Here is a 26798-nt window from a genome sequence, read left to right as displayed (position 1 = left end):
AGGGGGAATACCGGATGGAAAAAGTAATTGAAGTGAAAGGTCTGCGAAAATCTTACAAGGACACAGAAGTCCTCAAGGGCGTTGATTTGGAAGTGAAGCGCGGTCAGATTTTTGCCCTGCTTGGCTCCAACGGTGCAGGCAAAACAACGATGGTCAGAATCCTTACCACGCTGCTTAAACAGGACGAAGGCACCGCCACCATCAACGGATTTGACGTCGCATCCAACCCCGATAATGTTCGGCGCTCGATCAGTCTGACCGGGCAATTTGCTGCCGTGGACGAAATATTGACCGGGCGGGAAAATCTTATCATGATCGCCAAGCTGCGGCACCTTAACAATCCGCGTCAGGTTGCGGATCACATGCTTAGTCGCTTCGGCTTGACGGATGCAGCGGACCGAAAGGCATCTACTTATTCGGGTGGCATGCGCCGCAGGCTCGACATCGCCTTGAGCCTTGTTGGGAAACCGCAGATCATTTTCCTCGATGAGCCGACGACCGGGCTTGACCCTGAAGCCCGCATCGCAGTTTGGAAAACTGTCAAGGAACTGGCAGACGGCGGCACGACGATATTTCTAACTACTCAGTATCTAGATGAAGCTGAGCAATTAGCCGACCGAATCGCCATTCTCCACGAAGGCAGGATTATTGCGAATGGCACGCTCTCGGAGCTGAAAAAGCTGTTCCCGCAGGCGAAGGTGGAGTATGTGGAGAAACAACCGTCGTTGGAAGAAATATTCCTCGCAATTGTTGGAAAGAAGGAGGCCATCTAAATGGAGACAGTAAAGAATCACTTTTTTAGCGATATGGGCGTTATGCTTGGGCGCTCCATGCGCCATATTTTCCGCAGTATGGATACCATCATTACGGTTTGCATTACTCCGATTGCGATGATGCTGCTGTTTGTCTATGTGTTTGGCGGCGCAATCCGTACAGGTACGGATAACTATGTGAACTACCTGCTGCCCGGCATCCTGCTGATTGCCATAGCAAGCGGTATATCCTATACAGCTTACCGACTGTTTATGGATAAGCAGCGGGGCATCCTTGAGCGGTTCCACTCCATGCCGATTGCGCGTTCCTCCGTGCTGTGGGGACATGTGCTAACCTCGCTGGTATCCAACATCATTTCTCTTGCCGTCATCATTCTTGTAGCGCTCATGATGGGCTTTCGCTCTTCGGCAGGAGTCCTGCCATGGCTTGCCGTTATCGGCATACTCCTGCTGTTCACGCTGGCTTTGACTTGGGTCGCGGCGATTGCCGGATTGTCTGGAAAATCGGTGGAAGGTGCAAGCGCATTTTCCTATCCGCTGATCTTCCTGCCGTTTATCAGCTCGGCCTTTGTACCAACCGATTCGATGCCGACCGTCGTTCGCGCCTTCGCCGAGAACCAGCCGGTAACTTCCATCGTGGAATCCATCCGTGCACTGCTGTCAGGTCAGCCTGTGGGCAATGATATATGGATCGCCCTGGCGTGGCTTGTTGGGATTACGCTCGTTGCATATTTCTTTGCCATGAGAGCGTATAAAAAAACAGGCGTGAAATAGCAAAATTGAAATCCGCTGTGATACGGATTTTGTCCTCCTCAATGAGAAGTATGAAGTACAATGGACGATAATTGGGGGGCAACAATAATTCAAAGAAAAAGCATATTTTCGCTCCATAATGAGGATATCCCCTGTAAAATTTTGGGATTAATGAACAATATACAATCGCAATAAACCGAACAAATTAGGACAAATCGTGACTTTGCTTCCAACGAAGATTTGAGAACGAAAGGATTAATCATTCCTTTCGTTTTTTTCTTTTCAGTCACTCGAAACCAATTAAACGTTTAACTAGTGATTTATTTGAAGTGGAAATAATAGTAAAATAATCCCAGACGAAGAGAGCCTTCCATGGGTACGGAGAGATTTGGAGCAAAATTTGAGAACTAATCAGATTTTGAAAGAGATTAATCTGAAAGGAAGAGAGTGCGATGCGTAAATTTATTCTTTTATTATTGGCCGCTGTGATAATTATTTCAATTTCGTTATTTTACTTTGGATTTATCAGGAATAATAAGGACATTAATGAAATTATAGGATTGGTGGATGATCATTTAATTAGTAAAGGTAATTCAAAAGGCGAATTTAATGTGGCGGTTGAGTATCATTGGGAAAATAAATTGTTTGGTTATAATCCATATAATATTAATGTTTTTTTAACGATGAACAAGATGTGAAATATTTTTATAATTACAATGAAAAAAATAATGAAATATGGCAGGATGGGATAGCGCCAATGAAAAACACAGAAGATAAGAACTTTAAACATACTGAAGATGTACAGTGACTTAAAGATTCATTCTTAAGAAGTATGTTGATTCACTAAGCTAAATTAAGACGGTACTGGTAAAAATACCTGTATCATTAACCAATACTGATGGGAAAAATCCATTTTTTGTCGAAGGTCAAGAGAATCGTCCCACGAAGGACGTTCTTTACATCGTGGGAAATTTTGCTACTAAAGACTCAAGACCTATTCACCAAATCATTCTAAAATTCAATAATATGTTTTACAATCAACATTACTAAAGAAAAGCACGATAAACAATACTTAGCCGGAGGAATCACTTTGTGAGAAAGTTATCATTCTTTATTGCCATTATCGTATTAAGTGCCGTGTTGTCCGCTTGTTCTGCCAATTCATCCATCGCAGACCAAGCGACTATAGGCCTTACGTCCGGCGAGAGCAAAAAAATCGAGAAATACAATGCGTATGTGGGGCTCAATAACTTGATGACGGGCCGAATCAACGAGGTCTTGGTTCATTATTTCAAGAATTTCGGAGTTGATCAACAGCCTGCAATCGAGAAGAACCTCAGCTTCATCATGCTCGGCGTTGCTGAAACGGAGCGGGAAGTTATCGATAAGGCGAACGGCTATATCTCAAACCAACCTGCTTTTTCGAACGTGGATCCTGTAGTAACCAAACTAACACCGGTCATCAAAGAGCTGTTATCCGTCCTGGACGATATGAAAGCTTACTATGATAGTAGAGGCTATGTGGACGATAATTTCACAAAAGGAAAACAGCTGCATACCAAGCTAGTGAGTGCCAATATCGCTTACGAGACTGTCGCCAAACAATACTTCACCGCTTTACAAAAATTGGATAACGAACAGCGTCAGGCTCAACTGCAAAAACTCAAGGATTCAGACCAGCAGATCAGGTATAATGCCCTGAAGTTCATGATAGACGCTGAGGCTGCGGTCATTGAAATGAACGAGCAGGGAATCACCGCCGGCAATGTGTTGCAGCTTGAGATGAAGAAATTTAAAGCCAAATACGACATTATGACGGAAGATTTGAATTCGCTCATGACCATCGCCAAAGACAAGAAACGAATTCAAACAGAAGGGATTAACAGCTTCAGCATCGAGAGCTATGTTCATTCAGCTACTGAGGCAAAAGCGGCCGCTTCGAAAATCATTGAACGCATCAATAAGAAGCAACCTGTATCTGATTCTGACCTGAACGGCCAGTTCCTGAACACTACGGACGGTACACCTGAGAATTTCTATTATCAGCTAAGCAAGGCAGTCGAAAGCTATAATCAAATGAATTAAGCGTATCTAACGATTGAGTCTTTCAAAATATGGAGTCCCATTAACCAACAAGCCTTAGCCGCGAATGGAACGCGGATAAGGCTTGTTGCGTCTTGGGCGCACCGCTCCTCAACGCAGGCCTACCATATGCGAATTCAAAAGTCTAACAGTTAGTTCCCTAATTTTGGGGGTAGCTAGATAACGGAAAGTTTTGTTGAATAAGGTATAAATTTTATGTTTTAAAGTAAAAGTATTTCTTTGTAATGAGAGATGCTTTTATTTTTGCCAAAATTAAAGTGTATAAAATAACAATAATAACATAACTAAAACAATAATAATTTATTGTAAAACGATAAATAACGTGTTAAAGTCAATTTACAACTAAATTCGTGAGGTGCTCTTTATGAAACGGGGAACAACATTCTTTTTGAAGATGGCTGTTATTCTTATTGGAATCCCAATTCTAGCTTTGTGCATATTTTTAGTGCCTAAGATTGGGAGTTTTGCTGGAGAATTGTATCCAGATATTGCTTATATGAAATCTCTTGTTCTAATAGATATGTACGCGGCAGCAATCCCTTTTTACTTAGCTCTGTATCAGGCTTTTAAACTTTTAAGCTATATTGATAAGAACCAAGCGTTCTCGGAATTATCGGTAAAAGCTTTAAAGAATATAAAATACTGTGCCATCACAATCAGTACCTTGTACCTGCTAGGTATGCCGTTCTACCATCTCATGCAGATGAGAGTTGACCCTCCAGGTATTACAGCAATCGGATTGGTCATTATTTTCACCTCCATGGTGGTCGCCGGTTTTACCGCTATCCTTCAACGGCTTCTACAAGAAGCGATTAATATAAAATCTGAAAATGATTTTACGGTCTGAGGTGGAGGATATGGCAATTATTATTAATATTGATGTGATGTTAGCAAAACGAAAAATGAGCGTAACGGAGCTTTCCGAGAGGGTTGGAATTACTATGGCGAATCTTTCCGTTCTGAAAAATGGGAAAGCAAAAGCGGTTCGTTTCTCGACATTAGAAGCGATATGTAAATCTTTGAATTGTCAGCCGGGTGATATTTTGGAGTACAAAAGTGAAGATGACATTAAATAAAAACGGTCAACAAATTATTTAATTAACGGAATACGTTTGTTGAATTTCCAGGGAGCAGATTACTGTGGTAGCTGCTCCCTGTTTTCATTGAAGTAACGGACATGATCGGGCAAAAAATTATATTGTCATCTGTAGCTATTATTCTTACGAAAATGTAAGAGAAAAGGTCAAAGAGTTAGACAAGAGTCATTAACTTATAAAGAGTAATTATTTATAATCCAAACATCAAGTGATTTTTACAAAGGAGCAGTCAAGGTGAAGAAGTTGATAGGTTTCGTATTGGTTATCGTTATTTTTGCAGGTATTGGATTTGGAGTAAAACGTTTTGTAGAAGGCCCATCCCAATCGGCCAATGGAATTCTAGTGATCGGGGCTGATCAAGATTTGAATAAAGTCAAAGAGCTGTACAAAGATAGAAGCAAAGAAATGACCGACTACAAAATGGAGCTAGTTACGACAAAAATAGGAAGCAATTAAGCCCGATATATCAAGTATTCAGTTATTACTCGTTCTATCGCTGAGCAATTCATCAAGAAGGGAATTATAAGAGCCAGACAAAATCCTGGAAGCACGTCTCTTATTTCAGAGCCAGTTACCGACATCAAAGAATTTTCGAATGGTCAAAATTTGTTCTTCTCCTCAAGTGATGCAGATATGAAGAACAACCAAATCGATTTGAAAGGCCAGATGGTGCCTGTACAGTATGTAAAACGTCAGGCGTGGATTAAAGATAAAGTGAACAAGGTTTTCTATGAAATTAGAATCGTCTATGCAGTAACTGATGAACAAGTTAACTTTGTAGATGTCCAAGATTGAGTATAAGAGAATGAAATAATGAATCTCCCATGCCTAGAGCGATGAGGGCATGGAAGAATCTTAATAATGGACAGATATTAATCTCTCCTTGGTGGTATCTTAGCCTCACACATGGGTTCAGACCAAATTTCAGTTCCTAGGCGACCTCTAATATTAGAACCTACTTTTTCAAAATAACCATCGGTTACCTGATGTGTAAATAGCGTGCATGATGTTACATCTAAATTTGTTAAAGGGAGTTGATGGATAAGGGCACCAGTAACACCCAGAGCTAGGATAGGCTCTCCTTGTGGAGTAATGTTTCCCATGGGATAAAGTGAGGACAATACAGAATCTACCCTAGAAAACCAAACCACGGTACCCTCTTCATTACCACCCGTTAAAGATATTTTAGTTGAAATTGCATATTGACCGGTATTGGTAAAAGAATCTGCTGGAATAGCAGCTGCCATACACCACCAAGATTTGCAAATGGGTATGTAGTCACTTTCTCTGCCTTCATAATATTTTTTTGCGGCAAATGCAACTGCCTCATTTCCTAGGGAATGGGAGACGATATAACCTTCAGTAACGTCAAAGCGAAAAATTTTATTAAATAAAGGTGTTAGGTGTCTCTCGCCAGCATCGTGCGCTCGTTGAACTAACTCCTTCCATAACGCGGCAGTGTATATAATATCTGATTCACCTAAGACTACCTCTTGTAGCACTGTCTCAATAGCTACATTGATCATTGTTTTCGTCTCATTTGTGATTTCACTATCATAATTCAAGACATAAATATCAACATTGGGCGGCCGATCGCCTTTAAATAAGTGAGCTGCCTCCTCGAAATACTTGAAAAATTTGTTAGCTTCCTCATGTTTTCTGGCATAACCGGCACCATGTACTAAAATTATTGGCTTTCTATTCCTTCTTGGATCTTCATTATTAACATCAAACTCTTTCCATATGGGCTCTTCTCTTGACCAAACCTCATCAGGGTTGCTTAGAATAAAAAGAGTTGGCTCTGGATGAGGAGGTAATTTCCCAAAAATAAGCTCCTGTACTTTTCTAATAAGTTCTGAGGGAATTATTTTTTTTTCAATTAATGCTCGCACATATGCGGTTTCGTATTGTATAAATCTTTCTGTTGCACGAATCCGTATCTGATCCATTTCTCCAAAACAGTTCAACGTGTGGTCAATATAATCACTCATATCATCAGTTGTGTTTTGAATTAATTTGTCAGCTTCCTTTTTAAAAGCATCTACCGAACCCTTCGCTATATTCTCAGCAGATTTCATATCCCAACTCATGTTCTAACCCCCAATTAAAATCCTTATTTTTTAGAGTATCTGTAATGTTATTTGAATTATTCATTAATTTGCATTTACGGTCCTGACTCGGAACTACACATTTGAATTTTAAACCGAATACATGTAATTCAGAGGTGAGATTAGAGAAGTTGAACTACATTTTGTAAATAATGTGTAGCTCTTTCAATTTGATTGTGAAGTAAACACAGCCTGACCCTATCTTGACCTTAAGTTGAGCACCATATGACGGTTTTTCCGTGATGGTATGTAAGCATAGAAATGGTAGGAATGACACGCACGGCTGCACAGGCAGCGGATGACCGGGGCATAACTCTTCCCGCTGTTTCTGTTTACAAATGAAATAAAGGTCATACTGGACCAAGGAGATTTCAGCATGCTAGTGCAAGCTGATCATGACCGGTTTATCGAAGGACTCGTTATCGATTACTAAATTAAAAACCCGTTGATCTGATGGATACATGATCGACGGGTTTTTAATTTTGATTTGATGTAAAAAATAGCTAAAGCAAATAAGTAAGAAAGAGGACCGAGGACCACCGGCACAAATCCCTGTCCTCCTACGGGAAAAGATAGGACAAGAACATATGTCTAATGACACAAAGTTACCTACATATATACCTTAAGCGGACTCTCTCAAGCTGAAATATCCCGCAAGATCAAATTACACGGCTGTAAGGTAGATGTAAGGCAAATCAATAGATAAAGCCAGCCTGGCAGGATAAGATGGGAAAAAACAAAAATAGAATGTTTATAAAAGGAGAACCGAGATGAGGCTGTTTGAATTGTTGCTTGTTTTGTCAAACATCGGCTTGTTTGCAATAACCGTCCTATTAAAAAAAGGACGGCGTAGAATTCCAGTCTTCGCTGCAAGCGGAATCGCCACACTTTTACTGGTCATTCATTGGACGGTGGAAGGATATAGACTTCAGCTATTATTCTCATATTGCCTAACGATCATTTTTTTAGCCATTTCAGGTTATAGCTATTTCACAAAGACCGGCCCAAAAAAAATTCCACGCTTCATGTTGGGTTCAGCTTATACCGCTATAGCATTAATGCTGGCCGCAACCGCAAGTCTCATGTATGTTTTTCCTGTATTTAAACTACCTGAACCGACTGGCGAATTTAAAGTAGGAACGCAAACTTTTCATTTTGTGGATCCAAATAGGGAAGAAACTTTCGATGAAGCCAGAGACAGTAAGAGAGAGCTGATGGTTCAGGTATGGTATCCGGCTCAAGCTGGCACCGGCAAGTACGCTCCCTTTGTTCCCAATCCCCAGATTTTGCGTTATATGGCTGCGAACTATGGCCTTCCCGGATTTACTCTTCAACACCTGAAGTACGTATCCAGTCATGCTTATTCGGGGGCCGAAGTCTCTTCGGCACAGACTTCATACCCGCTGATCCTTGCGAATCCCGGCAACGGCTCTTCCAGGTTCCTCCACACGTCGCAAGCCGAAAATCTCGCGAGTCACGGATACATCGTTGCCGTGATCGACCACACCTACAATACATTTGCAACCGAGTTTCCGGACGGGCGAATCACGACCAGTACAACCAACGACTTATTCTCTCCGGGCGATGATTACAAGACGAGTAGAGAAAGTCGTGACAAGTTGGGAAAAGTACTAACCGACGATGTGGCGTTTACACTGGATCAATTCGAGCTTATCCAATCGGGGAAGATTCCAAGTCATCTAAAAGGAAGGATTGATCTCGGCCATATTGGTGTGTTCGGTCATTCCATCGGCGGAGCAACGGCCTATGACGCTGCTTACGATCCGCGAATCGCAGTTGGAATAGACCTTGATGGAGGGCTTTATCGTATGCGTGACAGAGAAGGTCTGCGAAAGCCGTTTTTGTTCATCAACTCGGAAAGCTATTTCGAAAAATTAAAAATGGTGTTGGATAGCCGGGTCTACACGGATGATGAGCTTAACCGTATGGGTTCAACAAGAGAGTGGGAGGATCAAGTAGCGGAGGATAAAAAGTTAGAGCTCAAGCGGATGCGCGAAACGGTTGCTTCAGGGGGACAATTCCTCTATATCGAAGCTACGGAGCATTTGAATTTTACGGACGTACAGTACATTTCTCCGATTTTCAAAATGCTGGGCGTTACAGGAAAGATTGCACCCGAAAGAGCGGACTTCGTGATCAATGCCTATATGCTGGATTTCTTCGATAAGCATCTGAAAAATCAAGGCGGAACCTTAATGAAAGGACCGGATAACCGCTTTCCGGAGGTGAAGTTCGCAACCCCGCTATTATAAATTACGGAAATATATTACGGATCAAGCTGCCGATTTTGATATGCTCCCCTTCAAGCAGACAGGTTTATAAATAAACCGCTGCTCGAAGGGGAGTTTTCCTTTATCTAAGAAGAACGAATACAATATGGAACTTTTCGAATATAGCCAAAAGACCTCTTATCGGTATAAAGTGGAAGATGAGTAGGATTCAACCATTCATACTCATAACAGATCCGACGTACGTTGATAAAGTGGTTAGGAAGTAACAGAGATAGGAGCGATAATCTTGATTGAAATTACAGCATCATACGTGGATTCACTGGCTTCGAATGCCGCGGCGATAAAAAATGCACAAGGTCTGGTGAAGAAGCGAAGTTTCGTGCAGCTGCATCAATCCGAAGATGGTACCTTGTTATTCGCGGAATGCAAAGGAAGCGGAAGCTCGAATTACCAATGTTCCGCAGATTTCATCCAACCTGATAAACCGATCCTGCGCTGTTCTTGCCCAAGCAGGCAGCTGCCGTGTAAGCATGCGTTGGGACTGTTATATGCCTACACCGGGGGAGAAGCCTTCACTACCGCCGCAGTACCGGAAGACATTGTTGCCAAACGGGAAAAAGCGGAGAAGCGGGAAGAGAAGAAGTCGCAACAGACGAGTCAAGGGGCGGAACCCAAGCCTAAAAAGGTGAACAAGACAGCGCTCAAGAAAAAAGTCCAATCTCAGCTCGAAGGATTGGATGTGCTCGAGAAGCTGCTGCGATCCTTGGTTCGCAACGGTCTGGGAACGATGGATAAGAAGGTCATCAAGACGATGCAAGAACATGTGAAGCAGATGGGGAATTATTATCTCACGGGCGCGCAGACGGAGTTGCGGCGGCTTACCTTACTGCTCTCGGATGCAGATGATCGTGAGCAAATCTACACAGATGTCGGAGAGCAATTGGCCGTAATGCATGCTTTTATTAAGAAGGGACGTGCCCATTTAACAAGCAAATTGGAAGATCCGGCACTCGCGCTTGATCATGAATCAACGATCGAGGAATGGCTGGGACATGCATGGCAGCTCACAGATCTGAAGGAATACGGGCTGATGAAGGAGCAGGTAGAGTTGGTTCAGCTCGCATTTGTAAGTTATGACGATTCGGCAAGACAAGAGTATGTTGACGAAGGGTATTGGCTGGAGCGAGACAGCGGAGAGATTCATCGAACGATTCAATATCGGCCTTACAAAGCAGCTAAGCTGATGCGTGAAGAGGACAGCTTCTTTGATGCTGTGCGTATTCCTTCCTTATATCAATATCCAGGGGATATGAACCGAAGAGTTCGGTGGGAAGAGATGGCTGTTAGACCGCTCGAGTCGCATGAGACCCTGGATATATCCAAATATGCCGAGCGGTCGTATACAGATGTCATCAAAAAAGTGAAAACCCAGTTGAAGAATCCGCTAAGTCACGCCAATCCGCTCGTGCTGCTGCATGTGGCCGAGGTTAAGCAATCCAATCAAGATGAAGTTGTCATTGCTGATGAATCCGGTCAACATCTCGTGTTACGGGATCACGAATCAAATGGGCATCGGACCCTTCCACTGTTCAAGCATTTGTCTGCATCGCAATTAGAGGATATAAGCATGCTGGTTCGGTTCGAGCACGATATGGACACGGGGCAGTTAACAGCAATGCCTTTAACGATATTGAAAGATACGGAAATGCTCCGTCTCTTGTATTAGGAGGAATGAAGATGAGCACAGACTTACTACAAGAGCTCCATCAAGAGCTTCGCAGAATCTACATCGCAGGAAGCGATCTGGCACTCGGGGATTACCGGCTAAAACGGATGCTGCCGCAATTCCTGCAGCTTGGCGAGCGAGCACCGATTTTTAAGAGATTAGGGGAGGGGATTGCGGCTCTAATTGAGCCTAAGGATGCAGAAAACTATCAATCTGCAGAACAGCTGCAGGATTTGAATCTACTTCTGACTTCCGTGCTTCGTACACAAGGCATAACAACACCGCAGGGTGAGCTTCGGCCACTAGAGAATCACCCCGTATCCTTATCCACATTTCTTTCATATCGCAAGCTGGCTGCTGTGGAGGAGGCGCTTACGACGACAGGAAGCAATCGGTATGAGGTGGTTGCTCACGCATTCGAAGAAGGCATGTTCCGGGATCTTCGTCTGCTGGAGCTTGCCGTTCGAGCGCTGGGGGATCCCTACTCGGAGATCGCTGAATTTGCAATGCAGAAGATCCTTCCATCCTATGGGGCTGAGGTCGTGCCCTATCTGATCGACAGCTTCGATCCAATGGGAGGCAAGGTAGAGAGCCGCAAGCTTCAAGTGATCGGGCAGGCCGGTGGAGAAGACGTATTGGATCTGATCTTTCAGGCAGCTGAAGCCGGGTCGGAGGAAGTTCGTGTGACGGCGATTCGTCTTCTAGCAGCTCATGCTTCCTTTGCGTCAGATTTGCTCACTTGGACGAGAGACAAGAAGAAATCGATTCGTGAAGCGGCCTATCAAGCCTTAGCAGTAATGAACGATGAGGCAGCGGTTGAACGGATCTATGAAGCTTTTGCGGGCAAAGACATCGAAATCGCAGCTGAAGCCGCTGCCAAATGCAGCTCGGAGCAATTAACGGCATGGCTGGTTCGTGATCTCGGTGAAGAGCTGAAGCACCTACTTGAGTACAAAGAAGATAAGAAGAAGGCAGAAGCATCACAGAAAAAAATGAGGCACGTTCTCACCGCTCTGGAAGGGAAAAGGAGCGACACGTTATATGAACTATACCTTGAGGTATCAAGACAATATTCATTATATATTTCTTCTGCTGGACTCGATCTTGTGGATGCCGCAGCACATTACTTGGAACACGAAAATTCCTTGGAAGCTTTGGAAGCTCTATATGCCTTAGAACAACACAATATGCGCTACCTGTCCTATGCCTTCCGTGCTTCGTTCCGGCAGCTCTCGCCATCCGCGTTGTATGAGCACTATGTGCATTCCATTCGTAACAAATGGAAGATGAAAACCAATAAGGAGACCCAGAAAAAACTGAAGCAGTTCCTATCTATACTGGAAGAGCAAGTGATTGCCTATCCCTATCAGCTTTACCCTAATCTGTGGGGCTCCCCTGGAGAGTCAATTTACCTGAGCACAGTGGAAATGATGCCTGTAGAACAGGTCGCACAGCTATGGGATTCGCGTTGGTTAGATTGGCTGATTGAGATCCAGGCCACTCATCTCGTCTGTGTGTTCGCGCGGCCGGACCATACGGAATCGCAGTCATTCCTAACAGAGCGGATGCGAGACATGACAGATCTGCGTCATCCATCCTTGGATATTCTGCTTCTTGGCCTTGAACGAGCGGGGGTAGATGCATCAATCCGGTTGGAATTGCTCATGAATGTGCTTGAACAAAAGCGGGGTGGCAATCTTTACTCGTTCGAAGGCCCTGTGCTGGAAAATTTATATCAGCTGCCTTTAAGTTATCAAGATCGTCTGGCTGATATGATCCAGAAATATCGGTATACCGCTCGCGAACAGCTGCAATATGTATGGAACGAGATGGAAAGAAAGAAGCATGAAGCGGTCGTGACGGATTCTGTGTAATTTTGATCACGGTCTTCGAAATGCGACACAGGATGTCTAGTTCAAGGATTTTGGAGACAACAGCGGTCGTATGAACACTCGGCATCGCAGGGCCCGAACTGTGTAAACCTTGCTTAATTCAATTTATATAGAAAAGATCATTAGGAGATGGGAAAATGGTTACGAGTCAAGAGCAATGGCAAGAGATGATGCGGCTGCCAGCCGAGCAATTATATCAAGAAGAAATAGCTGCTCTTAAGAAAGCAGATAAAGGGAAGGTCCCTGCTGGATGGCAGATGTCCCCGCAATCCGTACTTACGTTCATTACTGGAGGGAAAGTCGGTAAAACGGTGATTACACCTAAATACATTGGCAACAAAAGGCTGATTGAAATGGCCATCGCCACGCTGGTTACTGATCGTGCGCTGCTGTTAATTGGGGAGCCTGGTACGGCTAAATCCTGGTTATCCGAAAATCTAACCGCCGCCATTTATGGAAATTCCGGCCTTGTTGTTCAGGGGACGGCGGGCACGAGTGAGGAGCATGTGCGATACACATGGAACTATGCCATGCTGCTCGCGAATGGACCTACACCGGAGGCGCTTGTGCAGAGCCCTGTGATGCGGGCGATGGAAGCCGGAGGTATTGCCCGTTTCGAAGAAATTTCACGATGTGCTTCTGAGGTACAGGATGCGCTGATCTCGATTCTATCGGAGAAGACGATTTCGGTTCCAGAGCTCAGCCGAGAGGTTAGTGCACGGAAAGGGTTCTCGATTATCGCTACGGCGAACACGCGGGATCGGGGTGTCAATGAGATGTCGGCAGCCCTGAAGCGTCGCTTCAATATTCTGATCCTGCCGACACCAAGCGATATGGACACAGAAGTCGAAATTGTGAAGAAAAGAGTACGTGAAATTGCTTCCTCCTATGATCTGCAAGCCGCTGTCCCTGCGGATGAGGCGCTGATTAAGGTGGTAACCATCTTCCGGGAATTGCGCAGTGGGATGACACTCGATAAGAAGGAGAAGCTGAAATCTCCTGCGGGTGTAATCTCCACAGCGGAGGCAATTTCTCTGCTCACGAACTCCATGGCTTTAGCAGCGAGCTTCGGCAATGGCGACATTACAGATGAAGATCTTGCCGCAGGTTTGCAAGGAGCCATCGTCAAGGATGACGTAAAAGATAAGCTGGTCTGGAAAGAGTATCTCGATAATGTGATGAAGAAGCGCGGCGCAGAATGGCGAGGTCTGTACACAGCCTGTAAGGAGATGAACGAGTGAATAGCGTAGCGGCGGCCGCTGTACATATCTTTGGTGTGCGGCATCTGTCACCCGGCGGCTCCTTGCATCTTCTGGAGCTGCTGCAGGAAGTGCAGCCAACCGCCGTACTCATTGAAGGACCCGCAGATGCGAATTCGGAGCTCCATCACCTAACGAACCGGAACACAACTCCGCCTGTCGCCATTCTCGCTTTTACAGAGGATATCCCTGTTCGAACGGTTTTATGGCCTTTCGCTGCCTACTCCCCGGAGTATCAAGCCATGAAATGGGCAGCTGAGAATGGAGCTCACGCCGCATTTATCGACCTGCCGTCCTCAGTTACGGTTGCGATGCAGCAGCTGCGATCAGAAGCGAAAGAAAACGCGGAGGATAATGATACGGTAACTGGAGAGCGTAGCGATACCGATACCAATTCCGCTTCCTATTTTCCCAACGATTCTTCCATTTACAGTCGTATCGCTGCGATTGCAGGCGAGTATGATTACGATATGTACTGGGAGCGTAATTATGAGCTCAATCCTACCAAAGGGGCCTATCAGGAGGCAATTATCGCCTTCTCTACACAGATGCGCGAACTGACGGAGGAAGAGGAGAGGCAGCATCAACGCGTGGAATACGCCTATAACGCAGTTCGAGAAGCTTACATGCGCAGACAGATTCAGGACACGATTGCCGCAGGCCATGAACCGAACCGCATTGTTGTCGTCTGCGGAGCATATCATGCGTCTGCGCTGGCACACGATTACCATGCCATGACGGATCAAGAGTGTACACAGCTGCCATCCCGGAAGACGAAGCTGACACTTATGCCTTATTCGTATTATAAGTTATCTTCGATGTCCGGCTACGGGGCAGGCAATAATGCGCCGAATTATTATCAAATGATGTGGGAGCGCATGCGGACCAACGCGCTGGAGGAGCTTCCGCATTATTACTTATCATCAATCGCAAGGTGGATGAGGGAGACGGGGAACCATCGTTCAACCGCTGAAGTGATCGAAGCGGTTCGGCTTGCGGAAGCACTAGCAGCTATGCATGGAGGGAGCGCGCCAACCCTTCGTGATTTGAGAGATGCTGCTCAGACGTTGCTGGGACGCGGCGACCTCTCTGTCATCGCAGAAGCGCTCGCACGCGTTGATGTCGGAACTGCCATCGGTTCATTGGCCGAAGGTGTCAGCCAGACCCCGATTCAAGATGATCTGAATCGCCTGTTGAAGCAATTGAAGCTCGAGAAATACAAGACAACCGTGGCGACCGACTTATCCCTGGATTTACGTGAGAATCGCCGGGTTACATCGGAAGACTCTGCCTTCCTTGATTTGAATCGGTCCACGTTATTGCATCGCTTGGCATGGCTCGGCATCTCTTTTGCGAAGCTTCGTCCTAGCGGGCAGGAACATGCAACTTGGGCAGAGCATTGGGTGATTCAATGGTCTCCCGAGGTGGAAATTCAGGTAGTGGAATCGACGCTTCTTGGGGAGACGATTGAAGTAGCCTCTGCGTATGTGCTGCAGCAGAAGTTGGATAGCTGCACAACCATCGCGGACGCATCTTTACTGATCCGTACAGCATGCGATTGCCGTATGCTGGAGCAGATGGAAACCGCACGGCAGACCCTGCAGCGGCTTGCCGCAGATAGCCGTGATGTGGTCCAGATCGCTGCCGCAGCGAAAGAGCTGTCCATGATTATCGGTTACGGCGGCTTGCGCCGCATGGATACCGCACGGTTGCTGCCGCTCCTGGAACAATTATTTATGAGGGCATGCCTGTTCCTCCAAGATGCAGCGCAGTGCAATGACGAGAGGGCAAACGACATGATGTCGGCGATGAATGAGCTGAACCGGATTTCCTTGGAGCATAGCGACCAAGTGGATGAAGCGTTATGGCTTCAAGAGCTACTGCATTTATCCGAAAGGGATGATCGGAATCCGCGTCTCTCCGGTTTTGCTTGCGCCATCTTAATGGAACGTCATGCCATTACCGCTCAGCAATGTGCTGAAGAAGTATCTAGAAGGCTCTCTCCCGGCATTCCAGCAGACCTCGGCGCAGGCTGGTTCGAAGGGGTGTCGCAGCGCAATCGGTATGCCCTTCTATCCCGGCAGAGCTTATGGGAGCAGTTGAATGCGTACATTGTCTCACTGAGCGATGATGAATTTGCTCGTGCGCTCGTGTTCCTGCGGCGGGCTTTCAGCTCGTTCGCTCCGCGCGAGAAAACGATGATTGCCGAGTTATTAGGTGAATTGTGGGGAGTTCATGCCGATCAAGCAGCTGAGATTTTGACGGGGGAATTGAAGGAGGACGAAGTAAAGATGATTGACGAGCTAAATGATTTTGATTTTGAGGAATTCTGACCATGGACAACTATGCAGATACACAGACAGTGACGAGATGGAGATTGATATTAGGCGCTTCTGCCGAGAAGCAGCTTGCGGGCTGTTGTTCAGGCGGGAGCATTGCGTTAACGGAAGAAGAGAGAATTATGGATGAAGCCTTGGCGGCAATCTATGATGATACAGGTGGGGAAAATACGGGGCAGAGCAGCACCGGGTCTTCTGCGGGGAGAAATGCAGGTCTCGGCAAGTCTGCGCCCCGACTATCCAAATGGCTCGGTGATGTCAGACAATGTTTCCCCGAAGATGTCGTCTCGATCATTCAGAACGATGCGATGGAAAGAAAGGGGTGGAAGCAGCTCCTATTCGAGCCTGAAGTGCTAGCCCAAGTAAAACCCGATATTCAATTGGTGGGCACGCTGTTATCGTTGAAAGGGAAAATTCCGGAAAAGACGAAGGACACAGCAAGAATGTTGGTAGCTTCCGTTGTGGAAGAACTAGTCAAGCGTCTCGAACACGACATCCGGCGCGCGGTTACTGGAGCATTGAACCGTCGGCAGCATTCCCCGCTCCCTTCTGTGAGCGGTATCGATTGGAAGCGTACAATTCAGCGGAATTTGAAGCATTATGATCGAGAGAGCCGTCAGATTATACCGGAAAAGTTCTACTTTTTTGACCGGGCACAGCGCAGTCAGGAATGGACGGTGATTCTGGATATTGATCAGAGCGGATCGATGGCGGATTCGGTCATATGGGCCTCGGTCATCGGTTCGATCTTCGCCAGCATTCCTGCGCTGCGTACACGTGTCGTCGTATTCGATACGGAAGTTGTAGATTTGACAGAGCAATGCGCGAACGATCCTGTGGAGATGCTGTTCGGCATTCAATTGGGCGGCGGAACGGATATTAACAAATCTGTTGCCTATTGTGAGCAATTTGTGGAAGAACCGAAGAAGACCTTGTTTATCATCATTTCGGATCTATACGAGGGCGGCAATCAATCCACATTGATACGACGGATGCGTGAACTGCGAGAAGCGGGTGTACGAACGATGTGCTTGCTCGCGTTGTCGGATCAGGGCCAACCGTTCTATGACGAACATGTTGCGAGACAGCTCGCTCGGGATGGAACGCCTTGTTTTGCTTGTACACCTGCGTTACTGCCTGAACTCGTAGAAGGCGCGCTGAAAGGGTTAGATTTAGCCGAACTTGCAAAGCGGGTAGGATCGAAGTCAGGGTGATGCCTTCTGAAGGGTGACATAACATTATCTTATTAACAGCCGCGTAAATCGCGGCTTTTGCATTTTATGACCACCTTAGTGATATGGCGATATCGCTACGAGTGAAATCCGCCCAACGATTTGGGTGGACGATGGGGAACTTTATCGTTAAGACTCCCTTTATAAGGTATACTTAATCTGGCAATGGACAACGCTTAAGGTTAAATATTGTCTTACGCGGGAGGTTATCGCTTCTTGAAATTTGAACTTGGGCGCTGCTTACTGAATGAACGACTAATAGAATCCGGAAAGTCAGCGGAATGGCTGGCAAATAACATGCTTGTTAAACCGGAACGAGTTTACGACTTTATTGACAACAAAAGAGTGATGCCGCTCAAATTTGCCATATCGATTGCTGATTTCATCGGTTGTGATGTTCGTGATTTGTATGAATTAATTCCGAACGAATATGAAGTGAAGAGGAAAAGTCAATATCCTTAATGCTTACTGGAGGTTTCTTCGATGGCAAATATGAACGATGCGGCCAAGGTCAACACCGCAGTTATTCCCGTGCCGAAGCTAGAGGAGGACTGCTACGATTGGTGGGAGCGCCACGAACAGGTGCTGCGGGAGAAGGATAAGATCAACCCGGAAGTTGTCTTGATTGGTGATTCCATTACCCATTTCTGGGGAGGCGATCCGCAGACAGAGGGGATAGAAGGGGCGAAGGAGGCATGGCGATCCGTATTCGCCTCTTATCGAGTGCTCAATCTCGGCTTTGGTTGGGACCGAACACAGAATGTGCTCTGGCGAATCGATCACGGTGAGCTGACCGGCCTAAACCCAACAACAGTTGTAATTCTGATCGGGACAAATAACACGAGCGAGACTGTGAACGCCCGCGCCAACGATCCGGACGAAATTGCGGAGGGCCTGCGGGCGATCTGCGACCGCGTTCATGTCCATGTGCCGCATGCAGCAATCGTCATCATGGCTGTACTTCCCCGTGAGGAGAAGCCGGACCATCCCCGCCGCACATTGATCGCAGAAATCAATGCCAGGTATGCGGAATTAGCCAAGAAACGCAATTACGCCTTTGTTGACATCGGCCTGAAGCTGCTTGAGGCGGACGGTACGCTGACACAGCAAATGGCGTCCGACTTCTGCCACTTGACGGAGCAAGGGTATCAACTCTGGGCGGATGCCCTTCGTCCGCTGCTTCCACAGCGATAGGACGGATGGGCACCCTCTTGCAAAAGTGGAGGGATTGGACTATAATCAATTTCGCAATAGTGATTAGATTATCTAACTAATTTGACCGGTTGAGACGCCGAAGAGCATAAAGTATTCGAGAAAGGGGAGAAGAAGCTGCATCAATCGATGAAGGCAAGGGTGGATGAGGGAGGATAATTTTTTCAAACAAATAGTTAGATAATCTTACTATATGAAAAAGAAATGCAGGTGATGCAAAATGAACAAGAGACAACCCTCTTCGGAAATGTTCAGGGAGCTGCTGGCTCACACAAGGGGGCAATGGCCTCTAATCCTGCTCGCGGCAGTGGCGCTTGTGGCGATTTCCATACTAGAATTCTGGATTCCCCAATTTACGAAAATCGTGTTCGACGAGCTGATTCCCAACCGTCGTTATGACGCCTTACTGAAGATAGGAGGTTATATGATCGGCGCCGCGCTGCTGCTGGGGGTATTTCGATTTTGCAGCGGCTTCATGATGACACTGGTGAGCCAGCGGGCGATTATGCGGCTGCGGAATTTGCTCTACCGGCACACCTTGAGCTTAGACTTGCAGTTTTTCGAGCGCAATCGTACCGGCGATCTGATGAACCGGCTCACAAGCGACGTCAATCAACTGCAGGAGTTAATGTCCACAGACACGTTGTCAATTGCGGCCGATCTGGTCACATTCATCGCCGTGTGCGGCTTCTTGCTCTATGTCGATGGGGAGCTGGCGCTGCTGGTCATTGCAACATTCCCTTTCCTGTTCTTTACGTCGCGTTATTTCAGCGGTCGCATCAAGTCAGCTTACCGGCGCGTACGCCGGAGTTCCGCCGAAACGAGCAATCATCTTCAGGATACGCTATCCGGCATTCAGATGATCAAATCGTTCGCCACCGAGAACGAGGCAGAGCGACAATTCATTCGTTGGAGCGAAGAGAGCCGGGGCGATACGGTGACCGCTTCGCGGCTGTCCACGCTGTTCGCTCCGATCATCGAGCTGCTGAATTTTGTTGGCATGACACTTGTACTGTTATTCGGCGCTTGGCAGGTGATGCGGGCGGAGCTTACGGTTGGCGACATCGTGGCTTTTCTTGCTTACTTGCGCCTGCTGCAAGGGCCGGTTCGCTCGTTCAGTCGCATCGTCAGCCGGGTGCAGCAATCGGCCTCCGCGTATGAACGGATTTACGAGCTCTTGAAGGAGCAGCCGCTCATTCGCAGTTCAACGGACGCGGCTGTACTGCCTACGATTCAGGGAGACATCTTTTTCGATGATGTGTATTTCGAGTATGAAGCGAATGCACCGGTGCTGCAGGATTTCCATCTGCACATCCGAGCGAATCAGGTGACGGCACTGGTCGGCTCATCAGGCTCCGGCAAATCGACGATTGCGCATCTTATTCTTCGTCTGTATGATGTGCAGAAAGGGACAATTTTTATCGACGGGCATCCGCTCCGTCAAGTGGCCTTGGATTCGCTGCGTCGGCAGGTCGGCATAGTGTCCCAGGACGTGATTCTGTTCAATGGTACGATCCGGGACAACATTGCCTACGGCAAAACGGATGCGTCAGAAGATGAGATCGTAGCAGCGGCTCGAGCGGCAAACGCGTTGGAGTTCATTGAAGCTTTTCCCCAAGGGTATGATACGTTGATCGGCGAAAGAGGCGTCAAGCTGTCGGGTGGGCAAAAGCAGCGGCTTTCGATTGCACGGGCGCTGCTGCGAAATCCACGCCTGATTATTTTAGACGAGGCGACGGCGGCGCTCGACACCGAGTCCGAACAGCTTATTCAAGCGGCGCTGGCTCGGCTGCTGCCCGGACGAACTTGCCTTGTCATCGCGCACCGTCTCTCCACGATTCGCAACGCGGATCAGATTGTGGTGTTGGAGAAAGGGGAGATTGTAGAGGCAGGCAATCACGAACAATTGCTGCGCCGGGCCGGACGGTACAAAGCACTGTATGACAAGCAGTTTCCGCAAGCGATCATGGGGACGGGATAATTCTTGATCACGACATCTGATGGAACACCATATGTCTGACTTTCAGTATTGGGTTAAAAACTTCTTGACTATGACGTTAGGTCATAGCGCATAATTCTCTCTATCTAATAAATAGGAGTGAGAGAAATGAATATAAGAACGCTGCGTTCAGACCACATTTATCAAAAGGTTGCCCAAGCTTCGCCTGATGAAAAGCTTGAATTATTCAGAAACGAAATGATGGCTCCCTTTATGAAGCAATGGCAAATTCAGCAGATCCCTTTTAAAGCTGAAGAAACGAATGGTTTTGACGTGATTTCGTTTAATAACATGATGCATCGTTCCCCTGATCAGATTACCCCTCAGATTTCGGCAGAGATTGAGCAGATTTCGTCCGAGACATTTTGGTCAGAGTGTGAGCATGCTGTGAGGAAAAGTCTACATTTATTTATAGAGCAGGGAATTAATCTCCCTGTATCCGAATATTTGTTTACCATTCAGCTAGGGAATCCGGAAAGCCGTGCCTTGGTTATCAACGAAGGATATAGCGGCTTTGGGGGCATTCCGGGGTTTATCTGGGGTACACTCCTGCCAAATGAGTATACGATTCCCCGAATGAAGGCTTCGCTGGCGCACGAATGCAACCATAATGTGCGATATCAATTTATTCAGTGGGATCACACCGTTAATTTGGGCGAGCTCATTGTAAGTGAAGGATTAGCTGAAAACTATGCTACGTTCATGTTTGGCGAAGAATTCCTCGGCCCTTGGGTAACGAGAACAAACGCAGACACACTTAACAAGCGCATCAAGCCTGTCCTTAGAGATCAACTGCAATTAACAGGATTTGATCAATTTGCTCCGTATCTTTACGGAGATGAGATCGCAAAGCTTCAAAACCTTGAACCGGTTAATATGCCTTACAGCGCTGGCTACGCATGCGGCTATTATTTAATCCAATATTATTTAAGAAAAACAGGAAAAACGATTTTTGAGGCCACAATCACACCAGCTGCGCAAATACTAGACGAAGTAAAAGGATTTTGGGATGAAGAAACCACTATTAGCAGTTAAAGATATTGTTCGGATTACAGGCATTACAAGCCGGACCTTGCATTATTACGATCGGATTGATTTATTTAAACCGACATATCTGACCGAAAAAGGGTACCGCTTGTATGATCGAAGCAGTTTGGAAAAACTTCAAACGATTTTATTCTTAAAGGAATTGGATTTCTCCTTGAAAGAAATTGCGGACATTTTAAAGCTGACCAGGCAGGAACAGAAACAATTATTAAAGAAGCACAGCCAAACCTTGTTATCGAAAAAGCAAAGACTAGAAACCATCATGATAGCCCTCGAAGAATACGTTTCGGGCAGTGATATCAGTCACTTACAAATCTTCAACAGTTCTTCCGTTCTACCTTTAAAAGAACAATACGCAAATGAGGCGAGATTCATTTATGGTGAAACAGAAGCGTATCAAGTGTTTAACGAAACAATGGATAAACTATCCCAAGATGAGATAGATGAACGTTATCGATCGATGGAGGAAGTATTCAAGCAACTTGCGTCTTGTATGGATCGGCCTCCTTCTTCCGATGAAGTTCAGCGATTAATTGAGAAGTGGAAAAAAATCCTCATGCAGTTCATGCCATGTGATACAGAGCTGCTGGCTTGCATTGCCGATACTTATAAATCCGATGCACGATTCAATAACTACTTTAATCAATATGGCAATGAGAATTTCGCAGATTTTCTATATCGTGCTATTATGCATCATATATCTCAGTCGGATTGAGAACAATGAAGCCCCGTCAAAATGGCGGGGCTTTACCAGTTATATCGTTAGAGGCACGACTTTTTTATTGACATTACTTGGGTGAAGCAATATTATAAGTATACATATTATATGTACACTTATAAAAGGAGTTTTAATGATGGAACTTGGTATTAAGATTGCTTTTAATGCACCAAAAGAGAAAATATGGGAACACTATGTTGACAAAGAAAAGCGTGTCTTATGGGAGGAAGACTTAGAAGATCTTCAATATGATGCGGAAATAAAAACTGGCACTACCGGCCGAATGAAATTGAAGGGCAGGCCAGCAATGGATTTTGTTTTATCAAAGATAATTGAGAACGAGGTCTATTATGATATGTATTCCATTCCGAACGCAGGAACATTTTATTTTTGTCATGATATCACGGAAGAAGATGGACAACTATTTGTAAAGCATTCAATTTGTTCTGATGAGGATAATGAAATTGCATTAAATGTTTTGACTGAAATTTTTTCAGATTTCCCAAAAGTGTTGTGGAAATTCAAAGAGGTAGTTGAAGCTTAATGGAATTCAACTCAATGTTTAAGAACAATGCTGATGAATCAACTGGATTGTTGTTTGTTAAAACATACAATAAGTGGCATGGTAGAATAAAGTCAGCTTTAAGCCATTTAGGAATAACTCATCCTCAGTTTGTTGTGTTATGTACTGTTAACTACTTAAGTCAATTTGAAAAACATATAACGCAGGCAAAAATTTCAAGCGTTTCAGAGATTGATGTAATGACAGTTTCACAAATACTCCGTACACTTGAGAAAAATGAACTTGTAAGTAGAAAGCAAAGTCCAATAGACTCAAGGGCCAATTCCATTGAAATTGTCCAAAAAGGTTTAGAAATTATCAGTAAAGCTATACCCATTGTTGAATCCATAGATGCTGAGTTCTTTGGGACATTAGAGCCTGAATTGGCACAGTTTAAAGATCATCTAAGAATGATTGCAAATGCCAATGAAGTATGAAGTAAAGTATGGAGAAACAACAACATGTTCCCATTAAAGTCGCTATTTAAGCGGCTTTTTTTGTTTGTTCGGTAGATGTATGAAGGAAAACTATTACTACAAGTAAGAAATAAGATAGCGAAGAGCTAAAAATCGTGAATATGGTCGTAGCATTAGTTAATTAATGAACCTTTTTCCTCTGTTATTTGTTCATATATCAGACGGTAATAACTCCTCCTAATAAGCTTTCACTGGGAGACCGTTGATCTAGAATTTACAGAAGAACGGATGGAGGTGTTTTAAGGATGAAGAGTAACAGGGACCTGTTCGAGGCTTACAAGCAGGATGTATATAAGCTTTGCCGGTACATGACAAATAACGGAGCCGATGCCGAGGATATCTGCCAGGAAGTGTTCATTAAAGCCTTTGGACAGGACCGGAACCGGGTAACCGAGGAAAAGGCATGGTTGCTGCGCATTGCGGCTAACCTGTGCCGGAATCATTACAATCGGAAGAAGCGAGGGGCCCATAAGGAGATTCGCTCCGTCTTCCTCATGAAGCCGTCCATGCCGGCGCAGCCGGAGGACGAGGTAGTGAGGCAGGAGCAGTCGAATGAGTTCGCTCAACTGCTAGAAGGGCTGCCGGTGAAACTTCGTACGGCCCTCACACTCCGTTATGGGAATGGTCTCAGTCTGGAAGAAGTAGCTCAAATAATGGAGATTCCACTCGGCACCGTGAAATCGAGAATCCATAAGGGGTTAGCGCTGATGAGAAAAAAGATGGAATCACAGGAAAGCTACAATAGGAAGGGAGAGAAGTGTTTTGACTAAATCAATGGAAGGGAATCTGGAGCGGATGGGGCGCCAACCTTTGGACGGGGAGCCGGATTATGAGGCCATGTGGAATCGGATCGAAGCACAGCTCGTGCAGAAGAATCAACAAGAGCGTGCTTCCCATCGGGGGATATCTCGTCATAAGAAGAAAGTGCTTGTACTGGTCGCTTCTGTCTCTATTTTGGCGGCCCTTCCGGCTATGGCAGCCGTAAATGGCAGCTGGGACAGCTTATGGAATGGCCGAAGCTCGCTTAACGCTATTGAGCAAGGGCTAGGAGATCGTCTTGATCAAACAGTCACAAGCGGAGATATCCCCGTTACCTTGAACGGAGTGGCAACCGATGACCAGCGGATGAACATGCTTCTGACCATGAATGTTTCCGGTCTTCCTGCTTACGATGCTATAGAGTTCGAGAGGTCGGAGCTGTCAGAAGGCAAGAATAAGGCGGAGCATATACAAGTGCAGCTCAAGCAGGAGCAGGGCCAAGGGCGTCTGTTCGGATTGGCCACAGTACAGAACAAGCTTGGGGAAGAGAGAAAGAGTTACCAGCTTACTCTGGAGAACGTAGTCTTCTACCAGTACCGCAGCTTCCCGCTGGATCTGATTCCAGTTGAATCACAGGACAAGAAAGCAGCGCTTTCTGGTACCCCTGTGTCTTCCGTCGAAATGACATCGGTGATCAGGGAAGGCAACGTTTTCACGGTACGGTATAAGCTTAGCGGTGTAAATTTAGAGGCTGTGGCCAATCCGCATCTTGTACTGACCTCAGGTGGGCAGGTTATTAAAGAAATGTACGCGGCTGTTCTCCCTTCTGAGGATCCGAACGTGATTGTACGCCAAAGCAACTTTGAAATCTCGGATGCCGATCTTAAAAAGGCGCGTTTCGAGCTCTCTGCTCTTGAGGAATCCGGAAGAAAAGAGGGCCGCTGGAACTTCGCCTTCGAAGCCGACGGGAAAAAAGCGGCTCAGGCCATGTTTGCGGTTAAGCTGAATCCGACGGATGATGCCAATGATTCCATGATGAAGTTCACGGAAATGGTGGTTACCCCTCTCGAAATCCGGCTTATGTACGAAGAGGGGGGGCGTTTCCCTGAACCTGGTGTTCCCCTGGTTAATTATGACTCGGTTAAACTCATAGTTGACGGCCGCGAAATGGACAGCGGATCGGGCTTCTGGACGACGAAAGATGGCCGCTTCTACCGCAGGTTCGAGCTCCCGCAGTGGTACGAGCAGAAGGATTGGCGCAACGTGCCCGTCAAAGTGATTCTTTCCGGCAAAAAGGTTCAGGAGCGCGCCAACAAAAATCATTTACTTGAACTGGTTCAGCCTGCAGCCGAAAGAAAGACGGTAAAGACGGAGCTACATGGCACTTCGGTTGAGTTTACTTATTACAAAAAAGGTAAGGATCTGATTGTGGAGTCTTCCTCCAGCGATCCATCGTTTGGGGGCATAACTCAAAGCTACCTTGACATGAAAGGTGAGAGAAAGTTTCCCGAAATGAACCCGAATCCTCCAGGAGGAAATGGGACCAACCACAAAACCGAACGCTACGTCAATGTACCAGAGGGCGACTTGAAACTGAATCCTTTCTTGTACCAGTGGGTTGATCCCAAGGCTAGAGTGGAGTTGAACCTCCGCTAACGTATCAGATGCAGCTTTTTTCTGAACAAAAAAACATGTGTGAGTTGCGATAGAAAAGTGTATCTGTCTCTACTGCTTCTTCCGCTGAAAGGTTAATGTTGTATGCCCGCCAGAACCTATGGCGGGTTATTTTATGTGACGGGACTATTTGAATGGAGTATGCTACCATAAATACGAAAAACTACTATAAGGGGTTGTTTGGCTATGAAAAAGAAGAGAGTGTTTACTGGTACTCTAGCAGTATTATTAGTTTTACCAAGCGCATCAATAGTTTCTGCTCATCCAGGTAGAACAGATGCAAATGGAGGCCATACTTGCTGGACGAATTGTTCAAAATGGGGACTGGAATATGGGGAATATCACTATCACAATGGAGGAAATTCATCCTCGGGAAGTTCATCGTCTTCCAATACAAGTAAAAACAAGTCATCTTCAAAAAGCTCTACACGCAAATCAACAACACCTGCCTACAAATCCTCTGGACTTAAGGTATATATAAATGGTCAAAAGATCAGCTTTAAAAGTGAGCCAGTGATATACCAAAACACAAACCTTGTCCCTTTGCGTGAAATTGCTGAAGGTTTGGGAGCGAAAATTACCTACGACAAAGATAGTGGAACGATTGAAGTCACTAAAACGAGTAACAAGGTTACTTTAACTATTGGGAGCAAAACTGTTTATTACAACGGTACATCCGACATAGCTAGTGCAGCCCCAAAAGTGATTAAGGGTGTTACCTATGTTCCTGTGCAAATTTTTGCCAAGGGGCTAGGCGCAAGGATTGAGTATAGCTCTTCCAGTAACTCACTCAAAATTTCAATTTAATATTTTAAAC

Annotated in this window: 25 protein-coding genes; 24 read left to right on the top strand and 1 reads right to left on the bottom strand. The window is 45.8% G+C overall.

Features of this window, described 5'->3' with window-relative positions:
* The first annotated feature begins 14 nt into the window (after positions 1-14).
* The 8 genes from BN6628_RS12660 to BN6628_RS26645 all read left to right on the top strand — a co-directional run bounded on the left by BN6628_RS12660 (position 15) and on the right by BN6628_RS26645 (position 5521).
* The gene (locus tag BN6628_RS12660; protein ID WP_068617922.1) at positions 15-773 is read left to right on the top strand and encodes an ABC transporter ATP-binding protein; all 759 of its coding nucleotides are present in this window, start codon (positions 15-17) and stop codon (positions 771-773) included.
* Entirely contained in the window at positions 774-1547 is a 774-nt protein-coding gene (locus BN6628_RS12655) for an ABC transporter permease (protein WP_068617920.1), read from the top strand.
* 431 nt (positions 1548-1978) lie between these two features.
* A complete protein-coding gene (locus BN6628_RS12650) occupies positions 1979-2224 on the top strand; it encodes a hypothetical protein (protein ID WP_068617919.1) in 246 nt (81 codons plus the stop codon).
* Positions 2225-2618: 394 nt separating this feature from the next.
* Positions 2619-3611, top strand: coding sequence for a YiiG family protein (locus BN6628_RS12645; protein WP_068617917.1), 993 nt, complete (start codon positions 2619-2621; stop codon positions 3609-3611).
* A 382-nt stretch (positions 3612-3993) separates the two neighbouring features.
* Positions 3994-4476, top strand: a complete 483-nt coding sequence (locus tag BN6628_RS12640) for a DUF2975 domain-containing protein (RefSeq protein ID WP_068617915.1) — start codon at positions 3994-3996, stop codon at positions 4474-4476.
* A 10-nt stretch (positions 4477-4486) separates the two neighbouring features.
* The gene (locus tag BN6628_RS12635; RefSeq protein ID WP_068617913.1) at positions 4487-4705 is read left to right on the top strand and encodes a helix-turn-helix domain-containing protein; all 219 of its coding nucleotides are present in this window, start codon (positions 4487-4489) and stop codon (positions 4703-4705) included.
* A gap of 255 nt (positions 4706-4960) precedes the next feature.
* Positions 4961-5182, top strand: coding sequence for a hypothetical protein (locus tag BN6628_RS26650; RefSeq protein ID WP_235847634.1), 222 nt, complete (start codon positions 4961-4963; stop codon positions 5180-5182).
* Positions 5183-5191: 9 nt separating this feature from the next.
* Complete coding sequence (locus BN6628_RS26645; RefSeq protein ID WP_262363169.1) at positions 5192-5521, top strand: lipoprotein BA_5634 family protein; 330 nt, start codon at positions 5192-5194, stop codon at positions 5519-5521.
* A 77-nt stretch (positions 5522-5598) separates the two neighbouring features.
* Here the strand turns inward: BN6628_RS26645 and BN6628_RS12625 are convergent, their stop codons facing one another.
* Positions 5599-6816, bottom strand: a complete 1218-nt coding sequence (locus tag BN6628_RS12625; protein WP_068617911.1) for a hypothetical protein — start codon at positions 6814-6816, stop codon at positions 5599-5601.
* Positions 6817-7604: 788 nt separating this feature from the next.
* On the opposite strand from BN6628_RS12625, the gene BN6628_RS12620 reads away from it, so the two are divergent.
* The 16 genes from BN6628_RS12620 (at position 7605) to BN6628_RS12545 (ending at position 26788) form a co-directional block, all read left to right on the top strand.
* Positions 7605-9107, top strand: coding sequence for an alpha/beta hydrolase family protein (locus BN6628_RS12620; protein ID WP_068617909.1), 1503 nt, complete (start codon positions 7605-7607; stop codon positions 9105-9107).
* 265 nt (positions 9108-9372) lie between these two features.
* Positions 9373-10812 (top strand): SWIM zinc finger family protein, encoded by a 1440-nt coding sequence (locus BN6628_RS12615; RefSeq protein WP_068617907.1) that lies wholly within the window; start codon positions 9373-9375, stop codon positions 10810-10812.
* An 11-nt stretch (positions 10813-10823) separates the two neighbouring features.
* Positions 10824-12686 carry a HEAT repeat domain-containing protein gene (locus tag BN6628_RS12610; RefSeq protein ID WP_068617905.1) on the top strand — a complete coding sequence of 621 codons (1863 nt, stop codon included), beginning with the start codon at positions 10824-10826 and terminating at the stop codon, positions 12684-12686.
* 155 nt (positions 12687-12841) lie between these two features.
* A complete protein-coding gene (locus BN6628_RS12605) occupies positions 12842-13945 on the top strand; it encodes an AAA family ATPase (protein WP_068617904.1) in 1104 nt (367 codons plus the stop codon).
* Positions 13942-16296: a DUF5682 family protein gene (locus BN6628_RS12600; RefSeq protein WP_068617902.1), complete on the top strand. Its 2355-nt coding sequence runs from the start codon at positions 13942-13944 to the stop codon at positions 16294-16296. Before BN6628_RS12605 ends, BN6628_RS12600 begins: the two co-directional genes overlap by 4 nt.
* 2 nt (positions 16297-16298) lie before the next feature.
* Positions 16299-17516, top strand: a complete 1218-nt coding sequence (locus tag BN6628_RS12595; protein ID WP_068617900.1) for a VWA domain-containing protein — start codon at positions 16299-16301, stop codon at positions 17514-17516.
* 234 nt (positions 17517-17750) lie between these two features.
* Positions 17751-17996: a transcriptional regulator gene (locus BN6628_RS12590; protein WP_068617898.1), complete on the top strand. Its 246-nt coding sequence runs from the start codon at positions 17751-17753 to the stop codon at positions 17994-17996.
* A gap of 21 nt (positions 17997-18017) precedes the next feature.
* The gene (locus BN6628_RS12585) at positions 18018-18728 is read left to right on the top strand and encodes a GDSL-type esterase/lipase family protein (RefSeq protein ID WP_235847633.1); all 711 of its coding nucleotides are present in this window, start codon (positions 18018-18020) and stop codon (positions 18726-18728) included.
* A gap of 238 nt (positions 18729-18966) precedes the next feature.
* Entirely contained in the window at positions 18967-20727 is a 1761-nt protein-coding gene (locus BN6628_RS12580) for an ABC transporter ATP-binding protein (RefSeq protein ID WP_068617896.1), read from the top strand.
* A 126-nt stretch (positions 20728-20853) separates the two neighbouring features.
* Positions 20854-21780 carry a DUF2268 domain-containing putative Zn-dependent protease gene (locus BN6628_RS12575; protein ID WP_068617895.1) on the top strand — a complete coding sequence of 309 codons (927 nt, stop codon included), beginning with the start codon at positions 20854-20856 and terminating at the stop codon, positions 21778-21780.
* On the top strand, positions 21755-22507 hold the full coding sequence (locus BN6628_RS12570) for a MerR family transcriptional regulator (protein ID WP_068617893.1): 753 nt from the start codon (positions 21755-21757) through the stop codon (positions 22505-22507). Before BN6628_RS12575 ends, BN6628_RS12570 begins: the two co-directional genes overlap by 26 nt.
* A gap of 136 nt (positions 22508-22643) precedes the next feature.
* On the top strand, positions 22644-23054 hold the full coding sequence (locus BN6628_RS12565) for an SRPBCC family protein (RefSeq protein ID WP_204249255.1): 411 nt from the start codon (positions 22644-22646) through the stop codon (positions 23052-23054).
* Positions 23054-23509, top strand: coding sequence for a MarR family winged helix-turn-helix transcriptional regulator (locus BN6628_RS12560; protein ID WP_068617890.1), 456 nt, complete (start codon positions 23054-23056; stop codon positions 23507-23509). The genes BN6628_RS12565 and BN6628_RS12560 overlap by 1 nt, the downstream gene beginning before the upstream one ends.
* 284 nt (positions 23510-23793) lie before the next feature.
* Entirely contained in the window at positions 23794-24318 is a 525-nt protein-coding gene (locus BN6628_RS12555) for an RNA polymerase sigma factor (protein WP_068617888.1), read from the top strand.
* The gene (locus tag BN6628_RS12550) at positions 24311-25963 is read left to right on the top strand and encodes a DUF4179 domain-containing protein (protein WP_068617886.1); all 1653 of its coding nucleotides are present in this window, start codon (positions 24311-24313) and stop codon (positions 25961-25963) included. Before BN6628_RS12555 ends, BN6628_RS12550 begins: the two co-directional genes overlap by 8 nt.
* A gap of 204 nt (positions 25964-26167) precedes the next feature.
* Positions 26168-26788: a copper amine oxidase N-terminal domain-containing protein gene (locus BN6628_RS12545; protein WP_068617885.1), complete on the top strand. Its 621-nt coding sequence runs from the start codon at positions 26168-26170 to the stop codon at positions 26786-26788.
* Positions 26789-26798: the final 10 nt, after the last annotated feature.

The sequence above is a fragment of the Paenibacillus tuaregi genome, from assembly GCF_900086655.1.
In the GTDB taxonomy this organism is placed as follows: domain Bacteria; phylum Bacillota; class Bacilli; order Paenibacillales; family Paenibacillaceae; genus Fontibacillus; species Fontibacillus tuaregi.
The sequence above is the reverse complement of the archived record's forward strand: the minus strand, read 5'-3'. Positions and strand labels throughout refer to the sequence as shown.